We start from the raw sequence: 14,018 nt of genomic DNA on the forward strand, positions 1-14,018 counted from the left end.
CTTCATAATGCGAGCCCTTCGCAAACGATCCGAAGTCCTGCCTGCAATGACCGACCTGCGTTCCCCCAAGACGATCCCCGAAACCAAGGCCTTCGCCAACGTAAAGGTGCTGTGGGTGCGCCATTGGAACGACCGGCTGTTCAGCTTCGCGGTGGAACGCCCGGCGAGCTTCCGCTTCCGGTCCGGCGAGTTCGTGATGATCGGTCTGCCGGGGGATGGGGACGGCGCCAAGCCGATCATGCGCGCCTATTCGATCGCCAGCCCGCATTATGCCGAGGAGCTGGAGTTCCTGTCGATCAAGGTCGAGGACGGGCCGCTCACCTCCAAGCTCCAGCTGATCGAGGCGGGGGACGAGGTGTATATGGGCAAGAAGCCGACCGGTACGCTCGTCACCGACGCGCTGGTCGGCGGCAAGCGGCTGTTCTTCTTCTCGACGGGCACGGGCCTGGCGCCGTTCCTCAGCCTGGCGCGCGACCCGGACGTCTATGCGATGTTCGACCAGGTGATCCTGGTGCATTCGGTGCGGCAGGTCAGCGACCTTGCCTATCACGACGAATTGCAGGCGCGGCTGGCGGAGGATCCGCTGGTGTCCGAGGAAGCGGCGACGCAGTTCCATTACGTGCCGACGGTGACGCGCGAGCCGTTCCGCACCACCGGCCGCATCGGCGACCTGATCGAGAGCGCCGCGCTGTTCGGCGACCCGGTGCAGGGGCCGAAGAAGCTGGATCCGGAGACGGACCGGATCATGCTGTGCGGCAGCATGGCGATGATCCGCGAGACGGCGGCGATGCTGGACGGCATCGGTTTCGAGGAAGGGTCGAACGCCAAGGCCGGTACGTATGTGATCGAGCGCGCGTTCGTGGATTGATCGGGCTCGCCCCTCCCCTTCAGGGGAGGGGATGGGGGTGGGGCAGGGTCTCACCGAGCGTGTCGGTTTTTATGGACAGGCCCCACCCCAACCCCTCCCCTGAAGGGGAGGGGCTTTTGGCTCACCGCAGCGCTTTCACCTCGGGCGTGTCGAGGCAGCGTAGCATCGTTTCCCGCTCCATCGGCTGGCTCGTGTCGGGCGCGGCATAGGGCGGGACGTCGAAGGGCACGCCGATCCGTTCGGCGGTGAAGCCCTCGCCGCCACTGCACCGCATCGCCGCGGCCAGCATCTTCGGCGGCGTGTCATAGCCTTCATAGGACAGGCGGAACGTTCCCCAGTGGATCGCCATCGATCGCGCCGCGCCCAGCCGCTGGTGGATCAGCGCGGCCTCGGCCGGGCCGACATGGCTGCCCGAACTCATCTGGCCGGGCGCGAAGCGGAAGGCGCCGATCGGGATCATCGCAAAGCGGACCGGGCCGAGCCGCGCCGCCTCGGCCGGCCAGCGGCCGTCGCCGAAGCCGGTGTCGCCGGCGAAGAAGATGTTGCCGCCGGGCAGGCTCACCACGAAGCTGGACCACAGCGCGCGGTTGCGATCGGTGAACCAGCGGCTGCCCCAATGGTGGTTGCGGGTGACCGCCACCGCGACGCCCGGCCGCACGTCGACCCGCTGCCCCCAGTCGAGCGCGGTCGCCTTCGCCCCGACCTGCCCGATCACGCTGTCGTTGCCGAGGCTGGTGACGATCTGCGGCCGGTCGCGCTGCCACAGCCGTTGCAGCGCCGCCTGATCGAGATGGTCGTAATGGTTGTGGCTGACCAGCACGAGGTCGATCTTCGGCAGGTCGTCGAACGCCACGCCGGGTGCCGCCACCCGTTTCGGGCCGAAGCCGAACGGGCCGGCACGCTCCGCGTAGATCGGGTCGGTGAGGATGTTGAGGCCCTGGGTCTGGATCAGCACGCTGGCGTGGCCGATCCAAGTGACGAGCATGCGGTCGCCCTCGACGCGCGCCGGCGGTTTCGCCGGAGTGACCGGCACGCTGGTCGGCCACGCGGGGCGGCCGTCGCGGCCGGTCATCTGGCGCCAGAAGAAGCCGGCGCGGCCGCCGCGCGCGGGCAGGCGCATCGTATCCTGATCGCCATCGGGATTGAAGAAGCGGGCACCATCGTAATGGTCGCTCTCCGGCCCTTCGTAATAGAGCCGGTCGAGAAAGCGCGGGACGATCGTCAGCGCGAGGCCGATCGCCACCACCAGCACCACCACGATCCCGCCGACGATCTTCGCTGCCAGTGCCACGATTGTCCTTTGCCACGTTGATCTGGGTGAACGCCGCGACCTGCCGCGGGTTCATCCGCGATGCGACGCCGCTTGCGCTGCGGGGCGGCTCCGCTAGCATCGGATCGTCAACAGGGGGTTATATGCTGCGGATTTCACTGGCGATTGTGCTGGCCGGCACGCTGGCGGCGGCACCGGCTGCGGCGCGCAAGGTTGCGGTGGAGGAGGTGTCGCTGGAACAGGCGCAGGCGCTGATGAGCGCCGGCAAGGCGAGCAGCGCCGACCTGACCCGCGCCTATCTCGACCGGATCGCGGCGATGGATCGCAAGGGGCCGAAGCTGCGCAGCGTCATCGCGGTCAATCCCGATGCACTGGCGCAGGCCAAGGCGCTGGATGCCGAGCGCAGGGCGGGGCGGGTGCGCGGCCCGCTGCACGGCGTACCGGTGCTGATCAAGGACAATATCGAGACCGCCGATGCGATGGCGACCACGGCGGGCAGCCTGGCGCTGAAGGACAATGTCACCCGCCGCGACGCGCCGGTGGTGGCGGCGCTGCGCGCGGCGGGGGCGGTGATCCTCGGCAAGACCAACCTCAGCGAATGGGCGAACATCCGCTCGACCCATGCGATGAGCGGGTGGAGCGCGGTCGGCGGGCTGGTACGCAACCCCTATGCGCTCGATCGCACCGCCTGCGGTTCCTCGTCGGGGTCGGGCGCGGCGGTGGCGGCGAGCTTCGCGGCGGCAGCGGTTGGCACGGAGACGGACGGGTCGGTGGTCTGTCCCTCGTCGATCAACGGGCTGGTCGGGCTGAAGCCGTCGATCGGCCTCGTCAGCCGCACCCGCGTGGTGCCGATCAGCCATTCGCAGGATACGCCGGGGCCGATGGCGCGGAGCGTGCGCGACGTGGCGATCCTGTTTTCGGCGATGGTCGCGGCCGATCCGGCCGACCCGACCACGGCGGGGGCGGTGCCGCGCGATTATGCCGCCGGCCTGACGGTGAGCGCACTGTCGGGCATGCGCATCGCGGTGCTGCGGCCGGACGGGCTGTCGGCAGCGCTGGCGGCGCGATACGAGGCGGCGCTGGCGGTGCTGAAAGGGGCCGGCGCGGTGCTGGTCGACGTCAAGCCGCCCAAGCTGGAGGGGATCGGCGATGCCGAGTTCACCGTGCTCAAGACCGAGTTGAAGGCGGACCTGGAGGCGTATCTGGCGACCACGCCGCCAGCGGTGACCGCGCGGACGCTCGACCAGCTGATCGCCTTCAACCGGGCGCATGCGGCCGAGGAGATGCCGTTCTTCCAGCAGGAGATCTTCGAAGAGGCGGCGAAGACCAAGGGGCTGAACGACCCGGCCTACAAGGCGGCGCGCGCGACGTCGCTGCGGCTGGCGAGCGAAGCGATCGACGGGATGCTGCGCAGCGCCGGCGCGCAGGTGCTGGTGGAGCCGACCTATGCCGGCGCTTGGCTGAGCGATCCGGTGTATGGCGACCAGTATAACGGCCCGTCGTCGTCGGAACTGCCGGCGGTGGCGGGTTATCCCAACCTCACCGTGCCGATGGGGCTGGTGAAGGGGCTGCCGGTCGGCCTGTCGTTCATCGCGACGAAGAACGGCGAGGCGACGGTGCTGGGTGCGGGCTATGCCTATGAACAGCGGGCCAAGGCGCGGGTGGCGCCGCGCTATCTGCAACAGGCGGATGTGGGCGAGGGGCTGGAGGGGGTGCGGTGAGTCCGCGCTCGCTCTAGCGGGCAAGGGCGGTGGCCCAGCGGTGCGCGAAGCTCCGCTGCCACAGCATCAGCAGCGGCACTGCGCCGAGTTCCATCGCGAAGCCGAACAGATGCCCCGCGGACGGCACGCCGACCTGCACCAGCGAAATCAGCCGGGCAAGGCCGCCGGCGACCACCAGCGCGCCGAGTAGGCGGAAGCGGGGGCCGGTGGCCTCGATCCGCGGCACACAGCTGGCGAAGGCGATGCCGACGGCGAAGAAGATGCCCGATATGTAGCGGAAATGGCTGTCGAGATCGGTCGGGATCACCGGCGGATGGCCGAGGAAGCCCGGCCCGCGCAGCACGCTTTCGCCGCCGATGCTCAGCGGCACGAGGCAGGCCAGCGCCACCACCGCCTGCAGCAGCCGGCGTTCGGCGGCGAGAGTCACGACAGGATCTCCTTGCGGACGTGGATCGCGCGCAGGCTGACCCGCACCTCCCACATGAAGGCGGTGAGGCAGCAGATCAGGAGGCTGACGGCGACGATGAAGACGAGCGCGATCCACGTGCCGATGTGGAATTTGGCGATGTTGGCGATGAACAGCAGGGCGATGACGATGCAGGCCATCACCGCGCTGGATACCGCGAGGAACAGCGCCGCGTTGATGATCGACATGCGTTCGTCGAGCAGCTTCAATTCCCATACGTGACGCTGGCGCTCGGCCCCCTCGGCATCGGGCACCCGCTCTTCGAGCGCACGGGCGCGGTCGATGACGCGGGCGAGGCGGCCGGCGAGCACGTTGAGGATCTGGCCGATCGCCGCCAGCATGAAGACAGGCGCGAGCGACAGCTGGATCGTCTGCGCGATCGTGGAAACCTGAAGGAACACCGGCATGGCCGCCACCATAGGCCGGGCGGCATGCCGTGCGATAGGGTGCACGGCCCGCCGCAAGCCTGCACGCCTTGGTAACCGATAGCGGCTAACCCGCATGCGTGACCAAGCCGATGCTCCTCGCCGATTTCGAGCGGCTGCCGCCGGTGGCGCGCGGCAGCGTGACCGAGGGGCTGGCGGTGGCGATCGACCGGGTCGCCGAACGCGGGCCCGCCAGCCACGCCTTCCTGCGCCACGGCTGGTTCGCCGCGGCACTGGCGGCCTATGGCGGCGAGGCGCGGACGCTGCTGGTCGAAGAGGATGGCGAGCCGGTGCTGGCGCTGCCGCTGGTTGGCCTGGGGCCGCCGGTGCTGCGCATCGCCGCGGTGCCGGGCTGCTATTGGCCGTTCCGCAGCTTTCCGATCGCCGAGGATGCGGGCGAGGCGGCGGTGAAGGTGGCGCTGGCGACGCTGGCAGGCACCGCGAACGGCGTGAGGATCGGGCCGGTCTATGACGGTGACCCGGCGGCGACGGCGCTGATCGCGGCGGCGCGGGCGGCGGGTTGGGCGGTGATCGACCGCTTCATCGCCGACAGCTGGCTGCTCGACATGGCGGCCTTGCAGGCGGAAGGCGCATGGCCGCGAGGATCGACGCTGCGCAAGAACCGCTTCCACGAGAAGCATCTCGCCGCCCATGGCGAACCTGCGTGGCGCTTTGTGACGGGGGCGGACTGGCCGGCTGCGTTCGATGCGCTGGCGCAGGTCGAACAGGCGAGCTGGATCGCGGCACGGACCGACGGCTCCGATGCCAAATTCACCGCAACCGGCCATGGCGCCTTCTGGCGGGCCGCGGCGGCCGACCCGGTGGTGGCCGGCATGATGCGGGGAGCGCTGCTGACCATCGATGGCCGGCCCGCCGCCTTTTCGTTCGACCTGGACGCCGGCGACCTGACCCATGCGATCGCCAACAGCTACGACCCCGCCTACGCCAAGCATTCGCCGGGCAAGTTGCTGCATTACCGCAACCTCGTCACGGCGATAGACCGTGGCATCACCCGCGTCGACTGGGGCGCGGGCGACAGCGGCTACAAGCAGGTGATCGGCGCCGACAAGGGGCCGGCGATTCGCGACTGGCTGCTGCTGCGGCCGGGCCTGCCGGCGCTGGCCGGGCGGCTGCTGCGGACTGCGTGGCGGCGATCGGGGCACTGAGGCGCCGCTGCCGCGTTATCCCGGTCATGCACGTCTTCCTCGATTTCGAAGCCTCGTCGCTCGCCAAGAAGAGCTATCCGATCGAGGTCGCCTGGGTGTTCGAGGACGGGCGTGAAGAGAGCCACCTGATCCGGCCGCCCGCGCAATGGGACGATTGGGACGCGACGGCGGAGGCGGTGCACCATATCCCGCGCGCGACGCTGCTGGCGGAGGGCACGCCGCACGACGTGGTGGCGCAGCGAATGATCGCGGCGCTGACCGGGCACGACCTGTATGCGAGCGCGCCGTCCTGGGACGGCAAATGGTTGAGCGCGCTGCTGCGGGCGGCGAAGCTGCCGCGCCACGCGCTGCGGCTGCACGATACCGAGGAGGCGCAGCGCGGCATCGCGACGGCCATCCTGCGCGATGCGGTGCCAGCGGCCGAGCTTGGGCGGGCGGTGGCCGATGTTGTGGCGCTGGCCGAGGTGCGCGACCGCGACGTGCCGGCGCACCGCGCGCTGGCGGATGCGCGCGATGAGTGGCGGCGCTGGTGCCTGGTGAAGCGGGCGGCGGAAGAGATGGCGGGGCGCTGAGCTTCTATAGCCCTGCCTCTGGCGGTCGCAGCATGGTAGGATCCCGCCATGGCAGAGATCATCAACCTGAGACGCGCCCGAAAGGCACGTGACCGCGAGGCCGCCGGGCGGACGGCCGCCGCGAATCGCGCCAAGTTCGGCCGCACCAAGGCCGAGCGCGAGGCGGAGGCTCAGGAGGCCGCTCGCGCTGCCCGGATCGTGGATGGCGCCAAGCTGGACGACTGACCATCACAACCTGCGCTAGCGCTGGCGCACCCGCCACGCCATTACGGCTACCAACAGGGCAAGGCCGAACCAGGTCAGCGCATAGACGAGGTGCGTGTTGCGGAAGCGGACCACGGTCAGGCCGCCACGCGGCCAGCCGGTGCGGGGTTCGCTGGCATCGATGAAATAGGGTGCGATGCGGCCGAGGCGCTTCGCCGCATCGATGGCGGCGACGTCGCGCGAGTACCAGCGATCCGCGGCGGGATCGTTGTGGCGCAGGAAGCCGCCGCCGGGCTCGCTCAGCCGCAGCAGACCGCGCACGGACTGCACGCCGGGAGGGGGCGGCGCCTTGCCGCGCAAGTCCGACGGGACGAAGCCGCGATTAATCAGTATTGTGAAGCCGCGATCCGTTTCGAGCGGCGTCAGCACCCAATAGCCGCCGCCGAAGTCGGTCACCGCCTGCACATAGGTGTCGGCGCCGGACCGGTAGCGGCCGCTCGCCACCACCGGGCGGTAGAGATCGGCGCTGCCGATGGCCGGCCATCGCGCCGGTCCGGGGGCGGCGACTGGCGGGCTCGCCAGCATCGCCTCAGTATGGGCGATCAGCGCCAGCTTCCACGTCCGCCGCTGGAGCTGCCAGACGCCGAGGCCGACCAGCAGCGCGATGACGGCCAGCAGCGCACCGACCGTCAGCTTGCCGCGCATGGCGGTCACATCCCGCCCATATCTCCGGGCTGCGGCATCATGTTGAGGTTCATGTGGAACATGACCCACAAGGATCCCGCAAGGCAGATGGTGACGATGATGATCGTGAAGATCAGCGCCATCAGCGTCCAGCCGTTCTCCGACTTGGAGTTCATGTGCAGGAAGTAGATCATGTGCACGACGATCTGCACCAGCGCAAAGACCATCACGATGCCGGCGGTGACCCGCGCGTCGGCGATGACGCCGCTCATCACCAGTCCGAAGGGGATCGCGGTGAGGATCACCGACAGCACGAAGCCGATGATGTAATCCTTGCGGGTGCCATGCGCCTCGGCTGAGGAATGGCCGTGACCGTGAGCATTGTCGTGCGCATGGTCGTGGTGCGGCTGGCCCGCGACCGGGTTGTCGAGGCTCATCGCAGCACTCCCAGCAGGTAGACGAAGGTGAAGACGCCGATCCAGATCACGTCGAGGAAGTGCCAGAACAGCGACAGGCATTGCAGGCGGCGCTGGTTGGCGGCGATCAGCCCCTTGCGGCCGACCTGCACCATCAGCGTCACCAGCCAGATGATGCCGAAGGTGACGTGCAGGCCGTGCGTGCCGACGAGGGTGAAGAACGCCGACAGGAAGGCGCTGCGCTGCGGCCCGGCACCCTCGGCGATCAGTTCGGAAAATTCGTATAGCTCGATGCACAGGAAGCCGAGGCCGAACAGGCCGGTGACCGCCAGCCAGCCCTGCACGGCGCGGACCTTGCCGTCGTTCATCGCCAGCATGGCGAAGCCATAGGTGATCGACGACAGCAGCAGCATCGAGGTGTTCAGCGCCACCAGCGGCAGCTTGAAGATCTCGTGCGGCTGCGGACCGCCCGCATAGCTGCCGCCGTAGACGCCATAGCTGGCGAACAGCATGGCGAAGATCAGGCAGTCGCTCATCAGGTACAGCCAGAAGCCCAGCATGGTGCTGCCGCCGGCGTCGTGGTGATGTTCGTCCGTCTCGTAGAACACCGGTGCCTGCGCACCGGGGGGGATGGTCGCTTCGCTCATGGTCCTCAGGCCCCCCGTGCGGCGAGTTGCTGTGTGCGCAGATCCTCGGCCTCGGTCACCTCGGCCGCCGGGATATAGTAATCGCGGTCGTAGTTGAAGGTGTGGCCGATCGCGACCGCGACCAGCGCGACGAACGCCAGCACCGCCAGCCACCACATGTACCAGATCATCGCGAAGGCGAAGACGCCCGACAGCCCGGCCAGGATCAGGCCGGCACCGGTGTTGCGCGGCATGTGGATGTCGCGGAAGCCCCCGGTCGGACGCACGGCGTTGTTCGACTTCATGTCGTACCAGGCGTCGAGATCGCGGACGACCGGCGTGAAGGCGAAGTTATACGCCGGCGGCGGCGACGAGGTCGCCCATTCCAGGCTGCGGCCGTTCCACGGATCGCCGGTGAAGTCGCGCAGCTGCTCGCGGTTGCGGAAGCTGACGTAGAACTGGATCAGGAAGGCGGCGATGCCGACCGCGATCATCGCGACGCCGATGGCGGCGATGATGAACCAGATCTGCAGGCTGGGATCGTCGAAGTGACGCAGGCGCCGCGTCACGCCCATCAGGCCGAGCACGTACAGCGGCATGAAGGCGACGTAGAAGCCGATGACCCAGAACCAGAAGCTGATCGTGCCCCATTTGCGGTCGAGCTTGAAGCCGAACGCCTTCGGGAACCAATAGTTGATCCCCGCGAACATCCCGAACAGCACGCCGCCGATGATGACGTTGTGGAAGTGCGCGACCAGGAACAGCGAGTTGTGCAGCACGAAGTCGGCCGGCGGCACCGCGAGCAGCACGCCGGTCATGCCGCCGATCACGAAGGTGATCATGAACGCGATCGTCCACATCATCGGCAATTCGAAGCGGATTCGCCCCTTGTACATGGTGAACAGCCAGTTGAAGATCTTCGCGCCCGTCGGGATCGAGATGATCATCGTGGTGATGCCGAAGAACGAATTGACGCTCGCCCCCGACCCCATGGTGAAGAAGTGGTGCAGCCAGACGAGATAGGCGAGGATGGTGATGACCAGCAGCGCGTAGACCATCGACGTATAGCCGAACAGGCGCTTGCCGCAGAACGTCGAGGTGACTTCCGAAAACACGCCGAACGCCGGCAGGATCAGGATGTAGACCTCAGGATGGCCCCAGATCCAGATCATGTTGACGTACATCATGGGGTTGCCGCCCATGGTGTTGGTGAAGAAGTGCGTGCCGAAATAGCGATCGAGGCTGAGCAGCGCGAGCACCGCGGTGAGCACCGGGAACGCGGCGACGATCAGCACGTTGGTGGTCAGCGCCGACCAGGTGAAGATCGGCATCTTCATGAGGGTCATGCCCGGTGCGCGCATCTTGACGATGGTCGCGAGCAGGTTGACGCCGGATAACAAGGTGCCGACGCCCGCCACCTGTAACGCCCAGATGTAGTAATCCACGCCGACGTCGGGCGAATAGTCGAGGCCTGACAGCGGCGCCATCGCCAGCCAGCCGGTGCGCGCGAATTCGCCGACGAACAGGCTGACCATGACGATCGCCGCGCCCGCCGCGGTCATCCAGAAGCTGAAATTGTTGAGGAAGGGGAACGACACGTCGCGCGCGCCGATCTGCAGCGGCACGACATAGTTCATCAGGCCGGTGACGAAGGGCATCGCCACGAAGAAGATCATGATGACGCCGTGCGCAGTGAACACCTGGTCGTAGTGGTGCGCGGGCAGGTAGCCGTCGTTCGGGCCGAAGGCGATCGCCTGCTGGATGCGCATCATGATCGCGTCGGAGAAGCCGCGCAGCAGCATGATGATGCCGAGGATCATGTACATGATCCCGATCTTCTTGTGGTCGACGCTGGTGAACCACTCCTTCCATAAATAGCCCCAGACCTTGAAGTAGGTGAGGGCGGCGACCAGCGCGATGCCGCCCAGGGCGACGCCGGCGAAGGTCGCGATCAGGATCGGTTCGTGGATCGGGAAGCTTTCGAGCGTCAGCCGCCCGAAGATGGTCTTGAGAAGCGAATCGGACATCGTGTCGGTCCTACGAACGGGCGGTCGCGACCCGGCCGGGGAGGGCGGTCGGGTCGAGCGAGGTCATGTTGCGGTTGGCGCCCGAACCGGGTTCGGTGCTGCCTTCGGGCTTGCCGCGCGGCTGGGTCATATGCGGGCTACTGCCCTTTTCCTCCGGCTCCTTGAGGATCGCGCCCTTAGCGTCGCTGCCGCGCTGATGCGGTGTGTCGTTGACCGCCGATCCATGGCCGCCGCCGGCGTGCATGTCCTTCATCATCGTCGCTTGCATGCAGGTCTCGCCGGGCTTGGTGCACATGCCGAGGATGCGGTCGAAGAGCTGCGGGGCGGCGCCGGCATAACGTGCGGGCGGCACGTTCTCGCTGGGGCGTTCGAGCTGGTTGTAGGCGGCAAGATCGAGCCGCTGTCCGGCTGCACGGGCCTTGTTCACCCAGCCTGCGAAGCCGGCATCGTCGGTCGCGGTGACGACGAAGTCCATCTCCGAGAAGCCGGCGCCGCTGTAATTGGCGGAAAAGCCGTTGAACCGGCCGGGCTTGTTGAGCACCGCGTGCAGCCGCGTCTCCATGCCCGGCATGGTGTAGATCATGCCCGCCATGGTCGGCACGTAGAAGGTGTTCATCACCGACGACGAGGTGAGGCGGAAGCGGACCTGGCGGTTGACCGGCAGGACCAGCTCGTTGACCGTCGCCACGCCCTGTTCGGGGTAGATGAACAGCCACTTCCAGTCGAGCGACACCACCTGGATCTCCAGCGGCTTGTCGGTCTTGGCGAGCGGCTGCCCCTTGGCAAGGCGCGCGAGCGGGCGATACGGATCGAGCGCGTGGGTGCTGATCCAGGTCAGCGCGCCCAGCGCGATGATGATCATCAGCGGCGCTGCCCAGATGACGAGTTCGAGCCCCGTCGAATGGTCCCAGTCGGGAGCATATTCCGCATCCTCGTTGGTGTGGCGGTATTTCCACGCGAACAGGATGGTGAGCGCGATGACGGGGATGATGATGAGCAGCATCAGCCCGGTCGACCACAGGATGAGGTGCGCCTGCTGGCGCGCGACATCGCCGGTAGGGTTCATGACCACCCAGTCGCAGCCGCCGAGCAGGAGCGGGGCGGCGAGCGCAAGGGCGGCGGCGCATGCGGAGCGGGCGCGGGGGAACGGAAGGGTTCGCATCGTCATCTCCGCTACGCCTGGCAAGTGGCCGGCGGAATAGGACATTTTGTCCTATCGAGCCGTAACATGGCTTGCGGTACACGAAGCCGCTTGCGCTGCACCCGAACGGGCAGGACATGCGTTTGTGACCGGTGGCTCCAGGGCCGCGAGACGACAGGACTGTGATACATGTCAGTGGCTTCCGCCCATTCAGCGCCGCTCGAACGCGATGCACGTGCCGTCAACACCCGGGGCGACCATGAGGTCCGTCCGGGCGAGATCGCGATCGGGGTCATCATCGGCAGGACGTCGGAATTCTTCGACTTCTTCTGCTATGCCATCGCCTCCGTCATCGTCTTTCCGGCGCTGGTCTTCCCTTATGTCGATCGGCTGACGGGCACGCTCTGGTCGTTCGCCCTGTTTCCGCTCGCCTTCATCGCGCGGCCGATCGGCACGCAGATCTTCATGTGGGTGGATCGCGAATACGGCCGCGGCACCAAGCTGACGATCGCGCTGTTCCTGCTCGGCACCTCCACCGTGTCGCTCGCCTTCCTGCCCGGCTATGCCGAGGTCGGCATGGCTTCGGCCTTCCTGCTCGCCGCCTTCCGCATCGGTCAGGGCCTTGCCCTCGGCGGCGCCTGGGATGGCCTGGCCTCGCTGCTGGCGCTCAACGCGCCGCCGGAGAAGCGTGGCTGGTATGCCATGGTGCCGCAGCTCGGCGCGCCGCTCGGCCTGATCGTCGCCAGCGCGCTGTTCGCCTTCCTGCTCGCCAACATGGAGGCGGTGGACTTCCTGTCGTGGGGCTGGCGCTATCCCTTCTTCGTTGCCTTCGCGCTCAACGTGGTGGCGCTGTTCGCCCGCCTGCGCATCGTGGTGACGCCGGAATATACCGAGCTGTTCAAGAGCCGCGAGCTGACGCCCAGCCGCGTCACCGCGACGGTGAAGGCGCAGTGGCGCAACATCGTCATCGGCGCCTTCGCTCCGCTCGCGAGCTTCGCGCTGTTCCACATGGTGACGGTGTTCCCGCTCTCCTGGGTCGCGCTGTTCACCAGGGAGGATATCGCCCGCTTCCTCGGCATCGAAATCATCGGCGCCTTCTTCGGTCTGGGCTCGGTCGTCATCTCGGGTCTGCTCGCCGACCGGATCGGGCGGCGTTCGGTGCTCGGCTATACGGCGGTCGGCATCGCGGTGTTCAGCGGCTTCGCGCCGCAGCTGCTGGCGGTCGGCGATGCGGGCGAGCTCGCCTTCATGATCGGCGGCTTCGTGCTGCTCGGCCTGTCGTTCGGCCAGTCGTCGGGCGCGGTGACCAACAATTTCCCCAAGCGGGCGCGCTATACCGGTGCGGCGCTGACGTCGGACCTCGCCTGGCTGTTCGGTGCCGGTTTCGCGCCGCTCGCCGCGCTGGTGCTGGCGAGCCAGTTCGGGCTGCTCGCGGCGGGTGGGTATCTGCTGTCGGGCGCGGTGGCGACGCTGGTCGCGCTGGGGCTGAACAAGGAACTGGCGCGCCGCCTCGATTGAGGCGGGAGCGTCTCGCGCAGGGAGTCGCGCGTCAAATCTGATTCGTTCGCCCTGAGCCTGCCCTTCGACAGGCTCAGGGCGAACGGAAAGTTGGCGAGCCGGGTGCGCCGAATGTTTTAGTCGCCGCCGAAGCCGCCGCCCGCTCCCCCGAAACCGCCACCACCGCCGCCCCGCATGCCGCGGCCGCCGCCGCGATGGCCACCGCCGCCCGGGTCGCCCTTGCCGCGGTGCTGCGGGCCTTCCATCCGGCCGCTGACGTGGGGCAGTTCGTCCCAGGTGAGCTTGCCGTCCTTCTTTTTGTCGAGCGCATCGAAGCGCTTGTCGGCGGCGTCGGCGAATTCGCGGGCATCGATACCGCGGTTGAAGTTGCGGTCGGCCGAGGTCACCGGCTCGGGCAGGTCGAAATAGCTGAAGCGCGCCGCGCCCAGGCGACGCGAATCATAGGCGGGCGCTTTCGATTCGCCTTCCGATCCCGCCATGCTCGCGCTGATCCCCGGCCCTTCGTTGGAGCGGACCTCAGGGGCGAGCGTGTTTTTGTAATAGTCGATGTCGTCGGGATCGATCTCGCCGTCATGCTTGCGGTCGAGGATCGCGAAGAAGCGGGCGGCGTCAGCGCGGAATTCGGCGGCGGTGACGATGCCGTCGCCATTGGCGTCCACCGCGGTGAACCAGGCCCGCTCCGGATCGGGTGCGGTGTCGGTCGCGCGGAACGGCTGGCCCATCGGACTGATGAAGACGCGGCGATGGGCCTGGGCGGATACACCGGCGGCGGTGCAGCCGAGGGCGGTGGCGAGAAGGATGGCGATGGTACGGTTCATAGCAAGCGGCTCCCCGATGGTGGCGGCACCGAACCAGCCCAATGTTGCCGGCGAATGTCAGCCGCGCACATGGTCGCGGTGACCGGGCGAGCCTGC

The 14,018-nt window shown here is 67.8% G+C and carries 15 protein-coding genes; 6 read left to right on the forward strand and 9 right to left on the reverse strand.

Annotated features, from left to right (window positions below; all coding sequences use genetic code 11):
- Positions 1-46 precede the first annotated feature (46 nt).
- Positions 47-868 (forward strand): ferredoxin--NADP reductase, encoded by an 822-nt coding sequence (locus AC4GY7_RS06025; RefSeq protein WP_491112493.1) that lies wholly within the window; start codon positions 47-49, stop codon positions 866-868.
- Between the two features lie 121 nt (positions 869-989).
- On the opposite strand, the gene AC4GY7_RS06030 is transcribed toward AC4GY7_RS06025, so the two are convergent.
- Positions 990-2,159 (reverse strand): MBL fold metallo-hydrolase, encoded by a 1,170-nt coding sequence (locus AC4GY7_RS06030; protein ID WP_491112494.1) that lies wholly within the window; start codon positions 2,157-2,159, stop codon positions 990-992.
- A gap of 122 nt (positions 2,160-2,281) precedes the next feature.
- Here AC4GY7_RS06030 and AC4GY7_RS06035 point away from each other — a divergent pair, with 122 nt between their 5' ends.
- Positions 2,282-3,859 (forward strand): amidase, encoded by a 1,578-nt coding sequence (locus AC4GY7_RS06035; protein WP_491112495.1) that lies wholly within the window; start codon positions 2,282-2,284, stop codon positions 3,857-3,859.
- Positions 3,860-3,872: 13 nt separating this feature from the next.
- Here AC4GY7_RS06035 and AC4GY7_RS06040 read toward each other — a convergent pair whose 3' ends face one another.
- Both AC4GY7_RS06040 and AC4GY7_RS06045 read right to left on the reverse strand, forming a co-directional pair.
- On the reverse strand, positions 3,873-4,286 hold the full coding sequence (locus tag AC4GY7_RS06040) for a DUF4345 domain-containing protein (protein ID WP_491112496.1): 414 nt from the start codon (positions 4,284-4,286) through the stop codon (positions 3,873-3,875).
- A complete protein-coding gene (locus AC4GY7_RS06045) occupies positions 4,283-4,732 on the reverse strand; it encodes a DUF2721 domain-containing protein (protein WP_443584651.1) in 450 nt (149 codons plus the stop codon). Before AC4GY7_RS06045 ends, AC4GY7_RS06040 begins: the two co-directional genes overlap by 4 nt.
- A gap of 98 nt (positions 4,733-4,830) precedes the next feature.
- On the opposite strand from AC4GY7_RS06045, the gene AC4GY7_RS06050 reads away from it, so the two are divergent.
- The 3 genes from AC4GY7_RS06050 to AC4GY7_RS06060 are packed head-to-tail and all read left to right on the forward strand — an operon-like array spanning position 4,831 to position 6,713.
- Positions 4,831-5,916 carry a GNAT family N-acetyltransferase gene (locus AC4GY7_RS06050; RefSeq protein ID WP_491112497.1) on the forward strand — a complete coding sequence of 362 codons (1,086 nt, stop codon included), beginning with the start codon at positions 4,831-4,833 and terminating at the stop codon, positions 5,914-5,916.
- Between the two features lie 26 nt (positions 5,917-5,942).
- Complete coding sequence (locus AC4GY7_RS06055) at positions 5,943-6,488, forward strand: 3'-5' exonuclease (protein ID WP_491112498.1); 546 nt, start codon at positions 5,943-5,945, stop codon at positions 6,486-6,488.
- Between the two features lie 48 nt (positions 6,489-6,536).
- The gene (locus AC4GY7_RS06060; RefSeq protein WP_491112500.1) at positions 6,537-6,713 is read left to right on the forward strand and encodes a DUF4169 family protein; all 177 of its coding nucleotides are present in this window, start codon (positions 6,537-6,539) and stop codon (positions 6,711-6,713) included.
- 15 nt (positions 6,714-6,728) lie between these two features.
- Here the strand turns inward: AC4GY7_RS06060 and AC4GY7_RS06065 are convergent, their stop codons facing one another.
- From AC4GY7_RS06065 to cyoA, 5 genes are read right to left on the reverse strand one after another with little or no spacing between them, the layout of a single operon-like run.
- Positions 6,729-7,397 (reverse strand): SURF1 family protein, encoded by a 669-nt coding sequence (locus AC4GY7_RS06065; protein ID WP_491112813.1) that lies wholly within the window; start codon positions 7,395-7,397, stop codon positions 6,729-6,731.
- 5 nt (positions 7,398-7,402) lie between these two features.
- On the reverse strand, positions 7,403-7,813 hold the full coding sequence (gene cyoD / locus AC4GY7_RS06070; protein ID WP_491112501.1) for a cytochrome o ubiquinol oxidase subunit IV: 411 nt from the start codon (positions 7,811-7,813) through the stop codon (positions 7,403-7,405).
- On the reverse strand, positions 7,810-8,439 hold the full coding sequence (gene cyoC / locus AC4GY7_RS06075) for a cytochrome o ubiquinol oxidase subunit III (RefSeq protein ID WP_443584656.1): 630 nt from the start codon (positions 8,437-8,439) through the stop codon (positions 7,810-7,812). Before cyoC ends, cyoD begins: the two co-directional genes overlap by 4 nt.
- Before the next feature lie 5 nt (positions 8,440-8,444).
- Positions 8,445-10,445 (reverse strand): cytochrome o ubiquinol oxidase subunit I, encoded by a 2,001-nt coding sequence (cyoB, locus tag AC4GY7_RS06080; RefSeq protein WP_443584657.1) that lies wholly within the window; start codon positions 10,443-10,445, stop codon positions 8,445-8,447.
- Positions 10,446-10,455: 10 nt separating this feature from the next.
- Positions 10,456-11,607, reverse strand: a complete 1,152-nt coding sequence (gene cyoA, locus AC4GY7_RS06085) for a ubiquinol oxidase subunit II (protein ID WP_491112503.1) — start codon at positions 11,605-11,607, stop codon at positions 10,456-10,458.
- A 168-nt stretch (positions 11,608-11,775) separates the two neighbouring features.
- On the opposite strand from cyoA, the gene AC4GY7_RS06090 reads away from it, so the two are divergent.
- Positions 11,776-13,104, forward strand: a complete 1,329-nt coding sequence (locus AC4GY7_RS06090) for an MFS transporter (RefSeq protein ID WP_491112504.1) — start codon at positions 11,776-11,778, stop codon at positions 13,102-13,104.
- Positions 13,105-13,220: 116 nt separating this feature from the next.
- Here AC4GY7_RS06090 and AC4GY7_RS06095 read toward each other — a convergent pair whose 3' ends face one another.
- Complete coding sequence (locus tag AC4GY7_RS06095) at positions 13,221-13,922, reverse strand: EF-hand domain-containing protein (protein ID WP_491112505.1); 702 nt, start codon at positions 13,920-13,922, stop codon at positions 13,221-13,223.
- Positions 13,923-14,018: the final 96 nt, after the last annotated feature.

This window comes from Sphingomonas sp. SP5, assembly GCF_058313455.1.

What these genes read in the sequence shown, in the direction of transcription:
- AC4GY7_RS06090 (WP_491112504.1), top strand. Translation starts at nt 11,776, where the DNA reads ATGTCAGTGGCTTCCGCCCATTCAGCGCCGCTCGAACGCGATGCACGT.
- AC4GY7_RS06025 (WP_491112493.1), top strand. Translation starts at nt 47, where the DNA reads ATGACCGACCTGCGTTCCCCCAAGACGATCCCCGAAACCAAGGCCTTC.
- AC4GY7_RS06065 (WP_491112813.1), bottom strand. Translation starts at nt 7,397, where the DNA reads ATGCGCGGCAAGCTGACGGTCGGTGCGCTGCTGGCCGTCATCGCGCTG.
- AC4GY7_RS06095 (WP_491112505.1), bottom strand. Translation starts at nt 13,922, where the DNA reads ATGAACCGTACCATCGCCATCCTTCTCGCCACCGCCCTCGGCTGCACC.
- cyoC (WP_443584656.1), bottom strand. Translation starts at nt 8,439, where the DNA reads ATGAGCGAAGCGACCATCCCCCCCGGTGCGCAGGCACCGGTGTTCTAC.
- cyoB (WP_443584657.1), bottom strand. Translation starts at nt 10,445, where the DNA reads ATGTCCGATTCGCTTCTCAAGACCATCTTCGGGCGGCTGACGCTCGAA.
- AC4GY7_RS06035 (WP_491112495.1), top strand. Translation starts at nt 2,282, where the DNA reads ATGCTGCGGATTTCACTGGCGATTGTGCTGGCCGGCACGCTGGCGGCG.
- cyoD (WP_491112501.1), bottom strand. Translation starts at nt 7,813, where the DNA reads ATGAGCCTCGACAACCCGGTCGCGGGCCAGCCGCACCACGACCATGCG.
- AC4GY7_RS06045 (WP_443584651.1), bottom strand. Translation starts at nt 4,732, where the DNA reads ATGCCGGTGTTCCTTCAGGTTTCCACGATCGCGCAGACGATCCAGCTG.
- AC4GY7_RS06060 (WP_491112500.1), top strand. Translation starts at nt 6,537, where the DNA reads ATGGCAGAGATCATCAACCTGAGACGCGCCCGAAAGGCACGTGACCGC.
- AC4GY7_RS06055 (WP_491112498.1), top strand. Translation starts at nt 5,943, where the DNA reads ATGCACGTCTTCCTCGATTTCGAAGCCTCGTCGCTCGCCAAGAAGAGC.
- cyoA (WP_491112503.1), bottom strand. Translation starts at nt 11,607, where the DNA reads ATGCGAACCCTTCCGTTCCCCCGCGCCCGCTCCGCATGCGCCGCCGCC.